Annotated in this window: 12 protein-coding genes; 4 read left to right on the plus strand and 8 right to left on the minus strand. The window is 62.4% G+C overall.

Going from position 1 to position 14,101, the window contains the following annotated elements:
- Nucleotides 1-2 precede the first annotated feature (2 nt).
- From QF015_RS07110 to QF015_RS07120, 3 genes are read left to right on the plus strand one after another with little or no spacing between them, the layout of a single operon-like run.
- Nucleotides 3-893: an ABC transporter ATP-binding protein gene (locus tag QF015_RS07110; protein WP_310206147.1), complete on the plus strand. Its 891-nt coding sequence runs from the start codon at nt 3-5 to the stop codon at nt 891-893.
- Complete coding sequence (locus QF015_RS07115) at nt 893-1,813, plus strand: ABC transporter permease (protein ID WP_429387980.1); 921 nt, start codon at nt 893-895, stop codon at nt 1,811-1,813. Before QF015_RS07110 ends, QF015_RS07115 begins: the two co-directional genes overlap by 1 nt.
- 51 nt (nt 1,814-1,864) lie before the next feature.
- A complete protein-coding gene (locus QF015_RS07120; protein ID WP_429387982.1) occupies nt 1,865-2,794 on the plus strand; it encodes a TauD/TfdA dioxygenase family protein in 930 nt (309 codons plus the stop codon).
- Nucleotides 2,795-2,897: 103 nt separating this feature from the next.
- Here QF015_RS07120 and QF015_RS07125 read toward each other — a convergent pair whose 3' ends face one another.
- The 5 genes from QF015_RS07125 to QF015_RS07145 all read right to left on the minus strand — a co-directional run bounded on the left by QF015_RS07125 (nt 2,898) and on the right by QF015_RS07145 (nt 8,822).
- Nucleotides 2,898-3,857, minus strand: a complete 960-nt coding sequence (locus QF015_RS07125; RefSeq protein ID WP_310206157.1) for an aldo/keto reductase — start codon at nt 3,855-3,857, stop codon at nt 2,898-2,900.
- 21 nt (nt 3,858-3,878) lie between these two features.
- A complete protein-coding gene (locus tag QF015_RS07130; RefSeq protein WP_429387984.1) occupies nt 3,879-5,633 on the minus strand; it encodes a glycoside hydrolase family 13 protein in 1,755 nt (584 codons plus the stop codon).
- Between the two features lie 77 nt (nt 5,634-5,710).
- Nucleotides 5,711-6,622: a carbohydrate ABC transporter permease gene (locus QF015_RS07135; protein WP_310206163.1), complete on the minus strand. Its 912-nt coding sequence runs from the start codon at nt 6,620-6,622 to the stop codon at nt 5,711-5,713.
- Nucleotides 6,622-7,566, minus strand: a complete 945-nt coding sequence (locus QF015_RS07140) for a carbohydrate ABC transporter permease (protein ID WP_310206166.1) — start codon at nt 7,564-7,566, stop codon at nt 6,622-6,624. The genes QF015_RS07135 and QF015_RS07140 overlap by 1 nt, the downstream gene beginning before the upstream one ends.
- Nucleotides 7,567-7,589: 23 nt before the next feature.
- A complete protein-coding gene (locus tag QF015_RS07145; protein WP_310207054.1) occupies nt 7,590-8,822 on the minus strand; it encodes an ABC transporter substrate-binding protein in 1,233 nt (410 codons plus the stop codon).
- Between the two features lie 272 nt (nt 8,823-9,094).
- Between QF015_RS07145 and QF015_RS07150 the strand changes: the two genes are divergently transcribed.
- Nucleotides 9,095-10,306, plus strand: coding sequence for an ROK family protein (locus tag QF015_RS07150; RefSeq protein WP_310206170.1), 1,212 nt, complete (start codon nt 9,095-9,097; stop codon nt 10,304-10,306).
- Between the two features lie 53 nt (nt 10,307-10,359).
- On the opposite strand, the gene QF015_RS07155 is transcribed toward QF015_RS07150, so the two are convergent.
- The 3 genes from QF015_RS07155 to QF015_RS07165 all read right to left on the minus strand — a co-directional run bounded on the left by QF015_RS07155 (nt 10,360) and on the right by QF015_RS07165 (nt 14,012).
- Nucleotides 10,360-11,931, minus strand: coding sequence for a Na+/H+ antiporter (locus tag QF015_RS07155; protein ID WP_429387987.1), 1,572 nt, complete (start codon nt 11,929-11,931; stop codon nt 10,360-10,362).
- An 83-nt stretch (nt 11,932-12,014) separates the two neighbouring features.
- Complete coding sequence (locus QF015_RS07160) at nt 12,015-12,671, minus strand: NAD(P)-dependent oxidoreductase (protein ID WP_310206176.1); 657 nt, start codon at nt 12,669-12,671, stop codon at nt 12,015-12,017.
- A 198-nt stretch (nt 12,672-12,869) separates the two neighbouring features.
- Nucleotides 12,870-14,012 (minus strand): tyrosine-type recombinase/integrase, encoded by a 1,143-nt coding sequence (locus QF015_RS07165; protein WP_429387990.1) that lies wholly within the window; start codon nt 14,010-14,012, stop codon nt 12,870-12,872.
- Nucleotides 14,013-14,101: the final 89 nt, after the last annotated feature.

The following is a 14,101-nucleotide window of genomic DNA, read 5'->3' on the forward strand; positions in this document are numbered from 1 at the left end:
CCATGACTTCGAAAATCAGTCTCCGGAACGTCACCAAGGAGTTCACGGTCCGGGCCACCAAAACCACCAGTGCCACCCGCCTCACTGCCATCGACTCCCTCAGCCTGGACGTTCGCGACGGCGAATTCCTCACCCTGGTAGGGCCCAGCGGTTCGGGAAAGACCACGCTCCTGGACCTGCTCGCCGGCCTGTCCACACCCACCTCCGGTGAGGTCCTGGTGGATGGCAAGCCGGTCACCGGACCGGGCAAGGACCGCGCCGTGGTGTTCCAGCAGTACGCGTTGTTCCCCTGGCGGACGGCGTCGGCCAATGTCTCGATAGGGCTCGAGGGCGTCGGCCCGGATGGCAGGAAGTTGACCCGCCGCGAACGTGCAGCGAAAGCCAGCGAGTACCTGGCACTGGTGGGCCTGGCGGGATTCGAGGACCGCTATCCGCACGAGCTCTCCGGCGGCATGAAGCAGCGCGTGGCCATTGCCCGCAGCCTGGCCTACGAACCGGACGTGCTTCTGATGGACGAACCCTTCGCGGCCTTGGACGCCCAGACCCGCGAGCAACTGCAGGACGAACTCCTCAGGATCTGGAAAGCCACCGGAAAAACAATCGTTTTCATCACGCACGGCATTGACGAAGCCGTGTACCTCGGCGAGCGCGTCGCTGTGCTCAGTGCCCGTCCTGGACGGCTCAAGGAAATCGTGGACATCAATATTCCCGACCGCGACGGCGACGAGGACATCCGCTCCCATCCCGCCTTTGTGGAGCACCGTCACCAGGTCTGGACTCTCCTCCACGATGAGGTCCGCCGCGCCCAGGACGCCGGGCATCGCAAGATCCTTCCGGACGGCAGCGCACCGGACGAACCCGCCACCACCATTACTGAAAGGAGCGCGGCCTGATGACCACCACGCTTACCCCGACTGAAGCCGCGCCCAAGGCAGGCGCCGTTACCGAGCCAGCCTCCGTCGTCGAACCTTCCGTCCCAGCGGAGTCACCAACAGACCGTACGACGCCGACACCTGGCAGAGTACGGCGCGTCGCCGCGGCGGCTGGTGGAGTCATCTGGAAGTCTGCAGCCATCCTGGCATTCCTGGCGCTGTGGGAGCTCGGACCGACGTACCTGGCCAGCCCCTCCACGCGGGTGTTCCTGCCGCCGCTGCACGAAGTACTCCTGGCGTGGGGCAAGCTCTTCGAAGCCGGCACCATCCAAGGCCACATCGCAGCCAGCCTCACGCGCTCGGTTGCCGGCTTCGGTGCTGCCCTGGTGGCAGGTGTCTCACTGGGCCTGCTCATCGCCTGGTACGGACGGCTCAACTCGGTCCTGAATCCCCTGCTGGAGTTGTTCCGCAACACTGCTGCCCTGGCCCTGCTGCCGGTATTCACGCTGCTGCTGGGCATCGGCGAGGAGTCGAAAATCAGCATCGTTGCCTACGCCGCGTTCTTCCCGGTCCTCCTGAACACCATTGCCGGCGTGAAGACCGTGGACCCACTGCTGATCAGGGCCGCACGTTCGCTGGGGCTCAACAGCTTCCGGCTGTTCCAGAAGGTCATCCTGCCATCAGCCGTTCCCACCATTTTCACGGGCATCCGCATGGCGGGCACCGCATCGATCCTGGTGTTGATCGCCGCTGAAATGGTGGGCGCGAAGGCCGGCCTGGGCTACCTGATTGTGAATGCGCAGAGCAGTTTCCTCATCCCGGACATGTACGCGGGCATCCTCACCGTTTCCCTGCTGGGGCTCGGCGTGAACTTCCTGCTGGTCGCCCTTGAACGGCATTTCTCCCGCTGGCGGACCGCCGTTGGCGCCGCCGCTTCCTAGAACCAACCCCGCGGCACCCGCCGCAACCATCACAACAAGTAAGGAAAAATAATGACCGTCATTACCGAAACCAAACTCGGGTTCGCCAAGCTCGGCTCCCGTATCGGCGCCGAAATCCGCGGGCTGGACATCAGCGGCGACCTCAGCGATGAGACCGTGGCACAGATCAGGGCAGCGCTCAACGAACACAAGGCCTTGGTGTTCCGCGAGGCCAACATCCGGACCGACGAAGCCCAGGTGAAGTTCGCTTCGCACTTCGGGCCGCTCACCAAGGCACACCCCACGGTGGCATCGGTGGACGGCGAGGAAAACGTCCTTCCCGTGGACAGCGAGAACGGTTCGGCCAACAACTGGCACACGGACGTCACCTTTGTGGTCAACCCGCCGCAGGCTTCCACGCTGCGAAGCATCGATCTTCCCGCCTACGGTGGCGAGACTCTGATCGCGTCCTCAGCCGGCGCGTACCAGGACCTCCCGGAGGAGCTGCGCAGCTTCGCGGACAACTTGTGGGCCATCCACACCAATGACTACGACTACTCCGTGCCCAAGAACCTTGAGCACTCCAACGCCGAAGAGCGCCGCAAGGAGTTCACCCGCTTGAAGTTCGAAACCGCCCACCCGGTGGTACGGGTCCATCCCTTGACCGGCGAGCGCGGATTGTTCATTGGGGGCTTCGCGCAGCGGCTTCGGATCGTGGGCCTGTCCAACACGGAATCCAAGGACATTATCCGCCTGCTGCAGGCGTACGTGACCCGACCCGAAAACGTGGTCCGGGTGAACTGGGAGCCCAACCAGGTAGTCCTGTTCGACAACCGGATCACCCAGCACTACGCACCGGACAACTACGATGGCCAGCCGCGCAAGCTCAACCGTGTGACCATAGCGGGCGATATCCCGGTGGGCATTGACGGCAAGCCCAGCCAGGCCCTCCAGGGTGATTCGAGCACCTACTCGGTAGTGGCTCCCGCGGCAGTCTCCTAGGACAGCGTATGTGTTGCTGTTGTCACCCAGCTGAGTCGCATGAGTGGTTCTTCCCAGGCCTGGGAAACAGCCACGCATGCGACTCAGTTGGGTTAAAACCTGCTTAGGGGATGGTCTTTCCCCGGGCTGCGGCCCACAGTCCGTACCACTCGGCACGGGACATGGCGGCAGCTACGGAGACGGCGTCAGCGCAAGCACTGATCCTGGCAGGATTGGTGGTTCCCACCACGGGGGATATCCCGGCCGGATGCTTCATCAACCAGCCCAGCAGCACCGCTTCCGGGGTGGTGCCCTTCTCCCCCGCCAACGTTTGCAGGAGTGCAGCGGTTGCCGACTCCGCCGGCGGGAGATCGTCAGGGGTTGCTCCCGTGTAGCGGCCCTGGGCCAGGGAACCGTAGGCCTGGAGCTCGACCCCCTGGGCCATGCAGTGCTCCAAGGTCCCGTGCGGGAAGCTGCATCCCAACCCCTCCGCATGATTAACCAACACAGTGCTTTCCAGCCAATCCCGGCGAAGCAGGCTCATTTCCAGCTGGTTCGCCACAATGGGGGTTTCCAGCTGATCCTGCAGGAACGCAATCTGCGCGCCGGACATGTTGGACACACCCAACTGCCGCACCTTCCCTTCCGCCATGAGCTGCCCGACGGCGGCCGCCACCTCATGCGGGTCCATCAGCGGATCGGGCCGGTGCAGGAGCAGAACATCCACGTAGTCGGTTTGAAGCCGTTTCAGGCTCCCGTTGACGCGTTCGAGAATGGCCTCGCGGCTGAGGTCGTAGTGCGTTTCCAGCCCGCGCTCCCCCAGCCTGATGCCGCATTTGGTTTGCAGCTGGATCTTGTCGCGCAGTCCCTGCGACCGGGCGAGGACTTCACCAAAGACAGCCTCGGACTTTCCGTTCCGGTAGATGTCCGCATGGTCGAAAAGCCCGACGCCGATGCCCCGTGCGGCATCAATGGCCGCCGCTGCCTGGTCAATGTCCGCAGCTTCATAAGACGCGCCGTCCCAACGGCCACCGAGTCCCATGCAGCCGTAAATGAGGCGTCCCCGCCCGTTCGCAGTAATCATGGATAAGTTCTACCCGCAGCCTTAGCCGTTGCGGACAATCCACGCGGTGGTGTCGGACGGCAGCTTGCCATCGTCCAACGGTCCGCTGGCGACCACGAGGTTCCCTTCCGGAAGCTCCACGGGCTTGCTGCCGAAGTTGGTCACGGTATGCCAGCCGCCGGGGCGGCTGAAGTGCAGCACGTCCTGGTTGCCGGTCTCCACCCACTCAAGTTCCTCGTCAGTCTGGAGTTCGCTGCGCAGGCTCAATGCCTTCCGGTAGAGCTCCAGGGTGGAGCCTTCGACACCCTCCTGCTTGGATACTGCGTAGTCAGCAAACCATTCCGGCTGCGGAAGGTGCGCCTTGCCTGCACCAAATCCGAAGGAAGAACCCTCCGCGGTCCACGGCAACGGCACGCGGCAACCATCGCGGCCAATTTCCACGCCCGGGTTACGGAAGAACGATGGGTCCTGCCGTTCGGAGTCGGGAATCTCCGACACTTCACGGAGACCGAGTTCTTCACCCTGGTAGAGATAGGCCGAGCCGGGAAGCGCAAGCAGCAGGAGCGTCGCGGCGCGGGCACGACGCAAGCCGAGTTCGACGTCGAGCTCTTCAGCCGGGGCACCGGCCAAAAGCCAGCCCTTTCCGTCCTGCCCCTTGGGCTCACCGCCCGTGATGTCCTGGGCAGCGTTGGTGCCCTGGGCTACGGAACCACCCTTGGGCAGCCCGTATCGGGTGGCGTGGCGGACGACGTCGTGATTGGAGAAGACCCAGGTGGAAGAGGCACCGGATTCCTTGGCCGCCACGAGGTTGTCCGTGATGATTTTCTTGAACGAGGCAGCATCGAAATCGGACTGCAACAGGTCAAAGTTGAACGCCTGGCCCAGTCCTTCAGGGCTGGCGTAGCGGGCTCGGCGGGATTCGTGGACCCAAGCCTCGGCAACAGCCGTGCGGGGAGGGTTGTACTCGTTGAAAAGCTTCCGCCACTCGGCGTAGACCTCGTGGACTTCATCACGGTCCCAGAAGGGGTGGGAACCATCGATGAAGCCGTCGGTGCCGTGGGCTTTGGCTTCCAGGTCCGCTTTCATGGGCAGCGGCTCCGAGAGATCCTTCGCCATGCCGTGGGCGACGTCGATGCGGAAGCCGTCCACGCCCCGGTCGGACCAGAAGCGAAGGGTCTTCAGGAAGTCCTCACGGATCTCCGGGTTCTCCCAGTTGAAGTCCGGCTGCTCCTTGGCGAAGATGTGCAGGTACCACTGACCCGGAGTGCCGTCGGGTTCGGTGATGCGTTCCCAAATGGGTCCGCCGAACACGGAGTCCCAGTCGGACGGAGGCAGCTCACCGTTCGCGCCACGGCCGTCACGGAAGATGTAACGGTCACGCGCCGCCGAGCCCTTGGGCGATGCCAGCGCTTCCTTGAACCACTCGTGGCGGTCTGAGGAGTGGTTGGGAACGATGTCCACCACGATCTTGATCCCTGCCGCATGCAGGGCTGCGGCCATTTCGTCGAAGTCCTCCAGCGTCCCCAGCTTCGGGTCCACGTTGCGGTAGTCGTCCACGTCGTAGCCACCGTCCGCGAGCGCTGACGGGTAGAAGGGGCTCAGCCAGACGGCGTCGATGCCCAATTCCTTCAGGTACGGGACCTTGGCAGTGATGCCCTTGATGTCTCCGAGTCCGTCCCCGTTCGCATCGTAAAAGCTGCGTGGGTAGATCTGGTACACGGCTGCTTGCCGCCACCAGTTGGGATCAGACATGCGGTCGACGTCGGTTCGGTGTGCCTGAGTGGCGGAGGTGCTCACGTAACTCCTTTGATTTAGAATCTAAATTTATATTCGGGACCAGTATGAAACGCCCGGAGGTTCAAGGTCAACAGGGCCTAGCCTTTGACGGCCCCCTGGGTTACGCCTGCCATGACCCAGCGCTGCGTGAACAGGTAGGCAATAATCGCCGGCGCCATCGCCATCAGGTAGGACGCGAAAGACACGTGGTAGTTGTTGCTGAACTGGGTCTGGAACAGGTTCTGCCGCACGGGAAGAGTCTGCAGGGAAGGATCGGAAATGATCAGCGACGGCATCATGAAGTCGTTCCACGCATAAAGGAACGCGAAGATCCCCACGGTGGCGCTCATCGGTGCCAGCAGTGGAAAGATCAGCTTCCAGAAGGTCTGCCAGGTGGTGGCACCGTCGATCCTGGCACTCTCCTCCAGTTCCAGGGGGATGGACCTCAGGAACGCTGTGAAGAGCAGCACGCTGAAGCTCAACTGGAACATGGTGGCCAACAGGATCACACCGAACGGGTTGTCCAGGCCGAGGCGGCCCGTGAGCTGGATTTGCGGCAGCGCTACCACCGGGAACGGAATGAACATCGCCCCCAGCAGATAGAAGAACGAGTAGCGGAACAGGCGCCGTTCCCAGTTACGCACGATCGCATAGGAGGCGAACGCCGCCAGGATGATGGTGGCCACTACTGTCCCGGCAGTGACCAGCAAGGACATTGCGGCACCGACAGGGAAGTTCGTCAACGTCCACGCTTGGACGAAACCATCGAGGCTGAACGGGGCAGGGAAGGAGAAGGCATCGCCGTCCACTGCCTGCCCCTGGGTCTTGAACGCCATGGAGACCGTGACATACAGCGGCAGGAGCACGGTCACGGCGCAGAGGACCAGGATGGTGGTCACCGGCCAGTTCACCCGTTCCACTGCTGGCGTGGACCGGCGTCGGCTTCTTCCAGCGGAGACGGTTTCACCGTGGGTGGAGTCTTCAAGAGCGAGGGTGGCTTGATTGGTCATCAGAGTGCATTCCGTCCGCGGGTCAGCGAAAGCTGTATGAGAGAGATAACGATGGCAACCACGAAGAAGATCGTCGCGTTGGCCATTTGGTAGGCGTAGTCGCCGCCGTTGAAGCCCGAGATGACAGTCATCGCGATGCTTCGGGTTGAGGTCCCCGGGCCACCGTTGGTCAGGCCAACGATGATGTCATAGGCGTTAAGGAACCCTTTGAAGCCGAGGATGATGTTGATGACCACGTAGCCCGACACCAGGGGAAGGGTGATCTTCAGCAGTTGCTGGAACTTGCCGGCCCCATCGATTTCCGCAGCTTCATAGACATCCCCCGGTACCGCCACCAGGCCTGCGATATAGATGAGCAGCGCTCCGGGGACGGCCTGCCAGGCCGTGACCAGCACGATGGCAACCCACGCGAGGTCAGGATTGGCCAGCAGGCTGCTTTCCAGCCAGGGGATCCCGGCCGCGGCGCCCAGCGACGGCAGTGAGTTCGAAAACAGGAAATTGAAGACGTAGGCGATGATGATGCCGGAAACCACCATGGGAATGACGAAGATGGTCCTCAGCGCCGACTTCATGCGGATGCGCGAGGTCAGACCCACCGCGAGCAGGAAGGCCACCACGTTGACCGCGATGACGGTGACAATGGAGAACCCGAAGGTGAACACATAGCTCTGCAGGATGGCGGGATCACTGAAGATCGCAATGTAGTTGGTCAGCCCGACGAATTCCCAGTCACCGATTCCAATGGAATCCGTAAAGCTGAAGAAGATGCCGATGATGCCCGGAACAGTGATGGCCAAGGTGAACAGGATGAGGCTGGGCACCAGGAACAGGTAGAAGATCGGTTCCACCCGGCGCCTGCCGGCCTGCTGTTGACGGCCCGGCCTTGGGCGACCTTGCTTCCGGCTGTCCTGCCCGGACGTGGTGGGGGTAGTGATGATGGACATGGTGTTGACTCCCTGGTCCGGCACTACTGGCGGAACGCCAGGCGCGCCCAATCTGCGTCGAGTGTGCTGAGGGTGGATGCCGGGCTTGCACCGAAGACGAGTGCTTGGGTGTAGTTCATGATCGGGATGGTACGGGGCACCAGCACCGACGGGCCCTGGTAGACCTGGGAGGTCTCGTAGTACTTCACCATCCCCGCCACCCGGGGATCAGGCACGGCCTTCGAGTTTTTGGTGGGGGTGAAGCCCAACTGCGATGCGTTGTAAGCCTCAATCACTTCAGGCTTGTAGAGATACTCGAGGAAGTCCCGCGCGGCGTCCTTGTGCCGGGATGCCTCCGGTATCCAGGCAGCGAGGTCCACGTTGACCCGGACCCGCAAATCCCCGGGATCTTCAGTCATGGGCAGCGGGAAGGTACCCAGCTCCAGGTCAGGGGCCGTCTTGGCAATCTCGCTGAAGGCCCAAGGTCCCTGCAGGTACATGGCCGCTTTGCCTTGGGAAAACGCCAGGTTGCCGTCACCGTAGGCCCTGCTGGCAGCGTCCTTGTTGGTGTAGTTCGTAGCGAGCTTCAGCATCTTGTCGACGGGTTGCTCGAAATCTTTGCGGAAGGAAACCGCAGATCCAGGACCGACGTCCGTGCCTTCGGAGGCGAGTTTGTCGAAGAAGTCGAGTGTGTCCACTTGGCCGCCGACGGAGTAATCGAACCACCCCTGGGCTATGGTCCAGTCATCCTTCCATGTGGCATAGAAGGGCGTAACGCCGGCTGCCTTCAGTTTCTCGCAGGCTTCAATCAATGCGCTCCACGTGGTGGGCACATCAATCTTGTTGGCGGCGAAGATCTCCTTGTTGTAGATGACCGAGGACGCCATGACCGAATACGGAAGTGCGCTGGTCCGATCCTGATAGGAACCGTATTGCTCCATGAGCGGCTGGAGATCCGCACGGATCCGGGAGGCGGCGTCCGTACCGGACAAGTCGCTCAAGGCACCGCGCTGGACGAAGCGGGAGGTTTCCATGTTGTAGTTGGCCAGTGCGATATCCGGCGGATTTCCGCGAACGAAACTGGCGGACACAACGTCCACGCCCGAGGTATCCAGGACAACCTCGGTGTCGTTCTGCGACGCGTTGTAGTCGGCCACGAGCTTCTTCATGAAGCCGATGGCCTCACGCTTGCTGAACGTAAACCGGATGGTCTCCCTGTCCTGTTCCCCGGTGCAACCAGAGAGAAGGCCGGCCAACAGTGCCAACCCCAAGGCCATCGCCCCCAGGCGTTTCTTGCGCGTAGGTTTCACAGACCCAGTAGTCCTTTCGTCATGCGGACCTCAGTGGCCGCCGTGCCATCGGGATGACTGCACACTTCTGCACCCGAAGTTTAGATAGGAGATAAATTTATGACCCATCGATAGTGTGGGTGACCGGCGCCACAGCGTCAAGCTTTTGCCGGAAATGAGTCGTCATCTAAATTTATGTACTAAATTTAGAGAGATCGTTCTCTCATTCCGACGAACGTCCGAAGAGTTTGGAGTACCCGATGCTGACTGGGACTGCGCCATCAACACAGCTGGTACGCCGGGTCAACGCCAGTGCCGTGCTGAAGGCGATGCGCGGAGCCGGCATCCTCACCGGCACCGAGCTGATGGATGCCACCGGACTCTCGCGTGCCACAGTCATCTCGATCTGCGACGAACTCGTCCGGCTCGGATGGCTTCAGGAACTGGAGAACCAGCGCGGTACCGGAGATTACGTCAAGGGCAGGCCTGCGCGCCGTTTTGTCTTCGACGACGGTGCGGCCAGCGTGCTCGGTATCGACATTGGCGCAAACAAGATCACCACGATCGTGGCCAACATGGCCGGTGCATCGTTGTCCCAGGTCACCATGCCCTTCCGCACCTACAATGTCCCGGCTGACGAGCGCGCCGACGTGTTGGACCGCATCGCGGCTGACGCCTTAAAGAAGGCCGGCGTCCCGGCAGATTCCGTTCTCGCCGTATCCGTGGGAGTGGCCGCCCCCGTCAGCCGCGACGGCGAAGTCCTCACGGCCCAAGAGTTCTGGAAATCCTTCGATGTCCGGCGGATCGTGTCCGAGCGGCACGGCTGGCATGTGCTTCTGGAAAATGACGCCAATCTCGCAGCCCTCGCAGAGCGGTGGCAGGGAACCGCCCAAGGAGTGGACAACCTCGTGGTCATGCTGGCCGGCGATCGCCTGGGGTCGGGCATCCTTGAGTCCGGCCGCCTGCTCCATGGCCAGCTCGGCGGTTTTGGCGAATTGGGATATCTCGACAACGTCGACGGCGTGGGTGACACCTACGGCATCGCCCACTACGCCGCGCTGTGGGGCAGGGAAGCCATGGACAGCAACCCGGAAACGACACTGCGGACACTCTGTGGCGGAGATCCTGATGCCCTGACCGCTGAGATGGTCTTCACGGCGGCCGCGGACGGAGATGGCCCCGCCAAGTCTGCGCTGGAACGCCTTGCACGACGCATGGCACGCGTCATCGGCTCGGTCAGTACCTTGGTCAACCCTGAACTGGTGGTCATAGCGGGCGGTGTGGCAGCTTCGGCCCACGCCTTGATCCCAGGCATTGGGGAGCACATGACGGAGTTCACCTTCACTCCCCCACGCCTGGCAACCTCACCTTTGGGGGACGGCATCGTGTCCCTCGGCGCGATCCGCCACGCCCTTGATTACGTCGAGGAGCATGCCCTGGATCTGTACCCGGCTTCGTTGCCGAAGCACTAAGCTGCCGGCCATGCCCGGGACGGCCGACCCGGTCCCAGCCTGCCGGTCACGGGTTAATCCGGCATCGACATGGTGCGCAGGTCCAACTGCCTCAGGACGCGGTCTGCCACTTCCGGATCGGTTCCCAGCTCGTTGCGGGCAGCCACCACTTCCTGCCGTGCCGCGTCCAGGGCGATGGTCTGCACGGCGATGGACAGCTCCCGTCCCCGCTTCCGCTTTTCGGCAACAGATTCATTCTGCAACGTGCCGTCCAGCAGCTCCGCATGCAGCCGGCGCATCTTTTCCTTGACCAGCGCAACCTTCTCTGCAGGAAGTTCCTTCATCAGGTCATGGTCCTTCAGCGCGGCCACAGCAGCGGACTGGGCGCGCTTGGCCAGGACCTTCGCGGCGTCCTGCTCGTGGGAGCCGTCCTCGGTTGCCTTCAGGACCCGCATGAGCCACGGCAGGGTGAGGCCGGGAAGCACCAGTGTCGCCAGGAGGACGGCACAGGCGATCACCAGGATTTCGTGTCTCGCCGGGAAGTCGCTGCCGTCCGGCAACGTCAACGGAAGAGCCAGCGCAAGGGCCAGGGTGGCCAGGCCGCGCATGCCGCACCACGTCAGGATCAGCACTTCCTTGGGCGAGGTGGGCTGCAGCAGGTTCCTGCGTTTGCGGGCCGTCAAGGCAAGCAAACCCAGCCACAGGAAGCGCACCACGAACACCAGGATGCAGATCACTACGGCCATGCCGATCATCCCGAAAATCGCCGTCCCCTCGTCCCGGATGACGTGGCGGATTTCGAGTCCCACCAGGCCGAAGGCCAGCCCGGTGGCTAGCAGTTCCACCACATCCCAGAAAGCGGTTCTGGTGACCCGCTCGGCGGCGTCCTGCGGCCGCGTATGGCGCTGCAGTTCCAAGGCGGTCACGACGACGGCCACCACGCCTGAGGCGTGCAGCTCTTCGGCAAGGATGTAGGCCGCGAAAGGCACCACCAGGGTGACGGCACTGCGGGCCACCATGGACGTGACCAGCGTGGTGATGAACCTGGTCAGCCAACCCATCGCAATGCCAATCACCACCGCCAACGCGGCTCCGATGACAAACTGCGGGATGACTTCCGGGCCCACTTCCTTCCCGGACATGGTGGCCGCCACGGCAGCCTGGAAGATGACGATGGCTGCTGCGTCGTTGAAGAGCCCTTCACTCTGAAGGACCGTGGTGAGCCGGCGCGGCATCTGGACGCGGCCTGCCACCGACTCAACGGCCACCGGGTCGGGCGGTGCCACCATGGCGCCCAGGGCGATGGCGGCCGGGATCCCGATGCCCGGAATCATGAGCCAGGCAGCACCGGCCACCACAGCCGTGGACACCACCACCAGGGCCACAGCCAACAGGAGGAGGGTCCTCCATCTGACCCGGAAGACAGCCCAGGAACTCTTTTGGGCCGTGGCGAACAGCAGCGGCGGAAGGAAGATCGGCAGGATCAGTTCAGGCGAGATCTCAAACTCGGGAAAGCCGGGAATGAAGGTGAGGGCCACAGCCAGGAGCAGCATCAGGACCGGATACGGCAGCCGGAGCCTGTCCCCCAAGCCCACCGCCACTACCGTTGCGAGCAGCAACCCGACAATGAGCGCCAACTGATCCATTTCCCTGCTTCCCCAGATGTTGTAAGGACCTCCCCCGGGCGACGCCGAAAAAGTTCCCTACCAACATATCCCGGAGCGCCGGATCAGTCCTTCGTCAGGGCGTCAACGACGTCCTCGGTTCCATCCTTGAAAGCGATGGTCCGGTGGATGGTGCCAGGAAGTTCGAGGACGGCCGCGGCGACCAAGGCAACGTTGCCCCGTGAGGTCTGCGTGCCGTTGCCGGGGTTTTCAGGGTCAGTCTGGATCAACCCCGTTGCAGGTTCATCGGTCAGGGTTCCCGGGCCCAGGACGGTCCAGTCAAGGTCGGTGCTGCGCAGGTAGTCGTCTGCGGCCGCTTTCGCCTCTGCATAGGCGAAGAACGGGTTGTCCGAGGGAACGCCGTGGTCCTTCGCGGCGCCGATGTAGGACACCATCACGTAGCGGCCGACGCCGGCTTGGGCTGCGGCATCCATGGACCGGATGGCGGCGTCCCGGTCCACGGCATAGGTGCGGTCCGGGTTGCCCCCGCCGGCTCCGGCGGACCAAACCACTGCGTCGTGGCCCTCGAGCGCCTGGGCGAGGTCCGCCGTCGTCGAGTTTTCCACGTCCAGGACCTGGGCGTTGGCACCGGTTTCCGTGACATCCGGCACATGATCGGGATTTCGGATGAAGGACGTGACATCGTGACCTTCGCCACTGAGGATTCGGGACAGATGCAGGGCCACTTTCCCGTGGCCACCAATGATTGCGATTCGGCTCATGGACCCATTCTGTCCCACGGAATGAAAAAAGACCCCGCAGGCGAAAGCTGCGGGGTCTTGCTCTGTAGCGGTGGGGAGGCTCGATCTCCCGACCTCACGATTATGAGTCGTGCGCTGAATCCTTGTGTTATAGGCGTTGATTCATCATCCGGTAGCCATTTTGTAGCCACTCGGTTTGCGTTGCATCCAGGGTCATGCTTACACAACAGCCTTCCGCAGTCGCGCATCAACTGCCCTCGCGGAAGACTGCGCATCATCGGCGAAGAGTTGGGCGTACACATCGAGGGTGGTTACGGCGGAGCTATGCCCCGCGATCTGCTGAACTACCTTCACGTTGGCTCCGGCACTGATAGCCAGCGTGACAGCGGTACGGCGAAGGTCATGAAAGACCATGTCGGGAAAGGCGGCGTCCAACTCCCTGCATCGCTTCACCGCAGGCTGGAATACTCGACGTGAAAAGTTTGATGATCTTAACTCAGCACCTGACGGCGACGTAAAGACCAAGCTGTCAGAGGCGATCCCCCTGACGTGCTCCTCCAGCGCTTCCGCGACCGAGCCCGGAATAGGCACGGCGCGGGGTTTCCGCCCCTTCGTGGTCTCTCTAAACTCCAGACGCCCATCGACTGGGACGAGGGTTGTTCGCACGACAACCTGTGGATCGGCCCCGAACGTGAGCGCATCAACTCTTAGACCGGACACCTCCGACCACCTCAGTCCCGTTGTTCCAGCAAAAAGGATCAGGAGCCCGTAGGCCTCGTGGGATGCTCCCGTGTAGCGGCCACCCGAAGCCACCTCTTGTGCTAGCAACTGCAGCTGGGTCACCGTAAGGGCGGCCGGTTCCCGAGTGGGCGAAGGAGTGGGCACGTTGTTGATTGTCGCGTTGCGGGCCGGGTTGGTTGCAATGTAGCCGGAATCAACAGCAAATTGAAGCATCCGACCAAGCTGACGATACGCCCGCTGCCGGGCATCGTCAGTGGAGAACGACTTCAACCATTCATTGATTACCGTCAGGGTTACTGTCGCGAGAGTCCGATTCTCGAAATGTCCCCGCAGATGGGTTTCGTAAATCCGCCTGTAGCCTGCCACAGTCACAGGAGATGCGGGGCGTGCACCTCTCGCCCCTACTCGTTCAATGCGCCCCACCCATTCCTCGTAGAGGACGTGGAACCTGATCTTGCCACCCTTGCGGGTGTCCGTAAACGTCCCGCCCGCCTTGGCATTCTTAATCTCCAGATCACGGGCCAGCATTTCGGCCTTCGTCCGGAATGTCTCATACCGGCGCTTCCCATCTACGCGGTAGTCAAGCCGATACTTGCCGTTGGGAAGTTTGGTCCAAGCCATACCCCTACAATAGCCATCAAGTCGCAGGTTCGCGATCAACCATCGACCACACTCAGCCACCAGCACACTAACTCCGAGCCAGGGTCCGT

Source organism: Paenarthrobacter sp. TE4293, assembly GCF_050435325.1.
In the GTDB taxonomy this organism is placed as follows: domain Bacteria; phylum Actinomycetota; class Actinomycetes; order Actinomycetales; family Micrococcaceae; genus Arthrobacter; species Arthrobacter nitroguajacolicus_C.

Bases quoted from the DNA above. Each gene is read 5' to 3' on its own strand.
- QF015_RS07135 (WP_310206163.1), bottom strand. From the start codon at position 6,622: ATGACCAATCAAGCCACCCTCGCTCTTGAAGACTCCACCCACGGTGAA.
- QF015_RS07150 (WP_310206170.1), top strand. From the start codon at position 9,095: ATGCTGACTGGGACTGCGCCATCAACACAGCTGGTACGCCGGGTCAAC.
- QF015_RS07125 (WP_310206157.1), bottom strand. From the start codon at position 3,857: ATGATTACTGCGAACGGGCGGGGACGCCTCATTTACGGCTGCATGGGA.
- QF015_RS07165 (WP_429387990.1), bottom strand. From the start codon at position 14,012: ATGGCTTGGACCAAACTTCCCAACGGCAAGTATCGGCTTGACTACCGC.
- QF015_RS07110 (WP_310206147.1), top strand. From the start codon at position 3: ATGACTTCGAAAATCAGTCTCCGGAACGTCACCAAGGAGTTCACGGTC.
- QF015_RS07115 (WP_429387980.1), top strand. From the start codon at position 893: ATGACCACCACGCTTACCCCGACTGAAGCCGCGCCCAAGGCAGGCGCC.
- QF015_RS07160 (WP_310206176.1), bottom strand. From the start codon at position 12,671: ATGAGCCGAATCGCAATCATTGGTGGCCACGGGAAAGTGGCCCTGCAT.
- QF015_RS07120 (WP_429387982.1), top strand. From the start codon at position 1,865: ATGACCGTCATTACCGAAACCAAACTCGGGTTCGCCAAGCTCGGCTCC.
- QF015_RS07145 (WP_310207054.1), bottom strand. From the start codon at position 8,822: ATGGCCTTGGGGTTGGCACTGTTGGCCGGCCTTCTCTCTGGTTGCACC.
- QF015_RS07140 (WP_310206166.1), bottom strand. From the start codon at position 7,566: ATGTCCATCATCACTACCCCCACCACGTCCGGGCAGGACAGCCGGAAG.
- QF015_RS07155 (WP_429387987.1), bottom strand. From the start codon at position 11,931: ATGGATCAGTTGGCGCTCATTGTCGGGTTGCTGCTCGCAACGGTAGTG.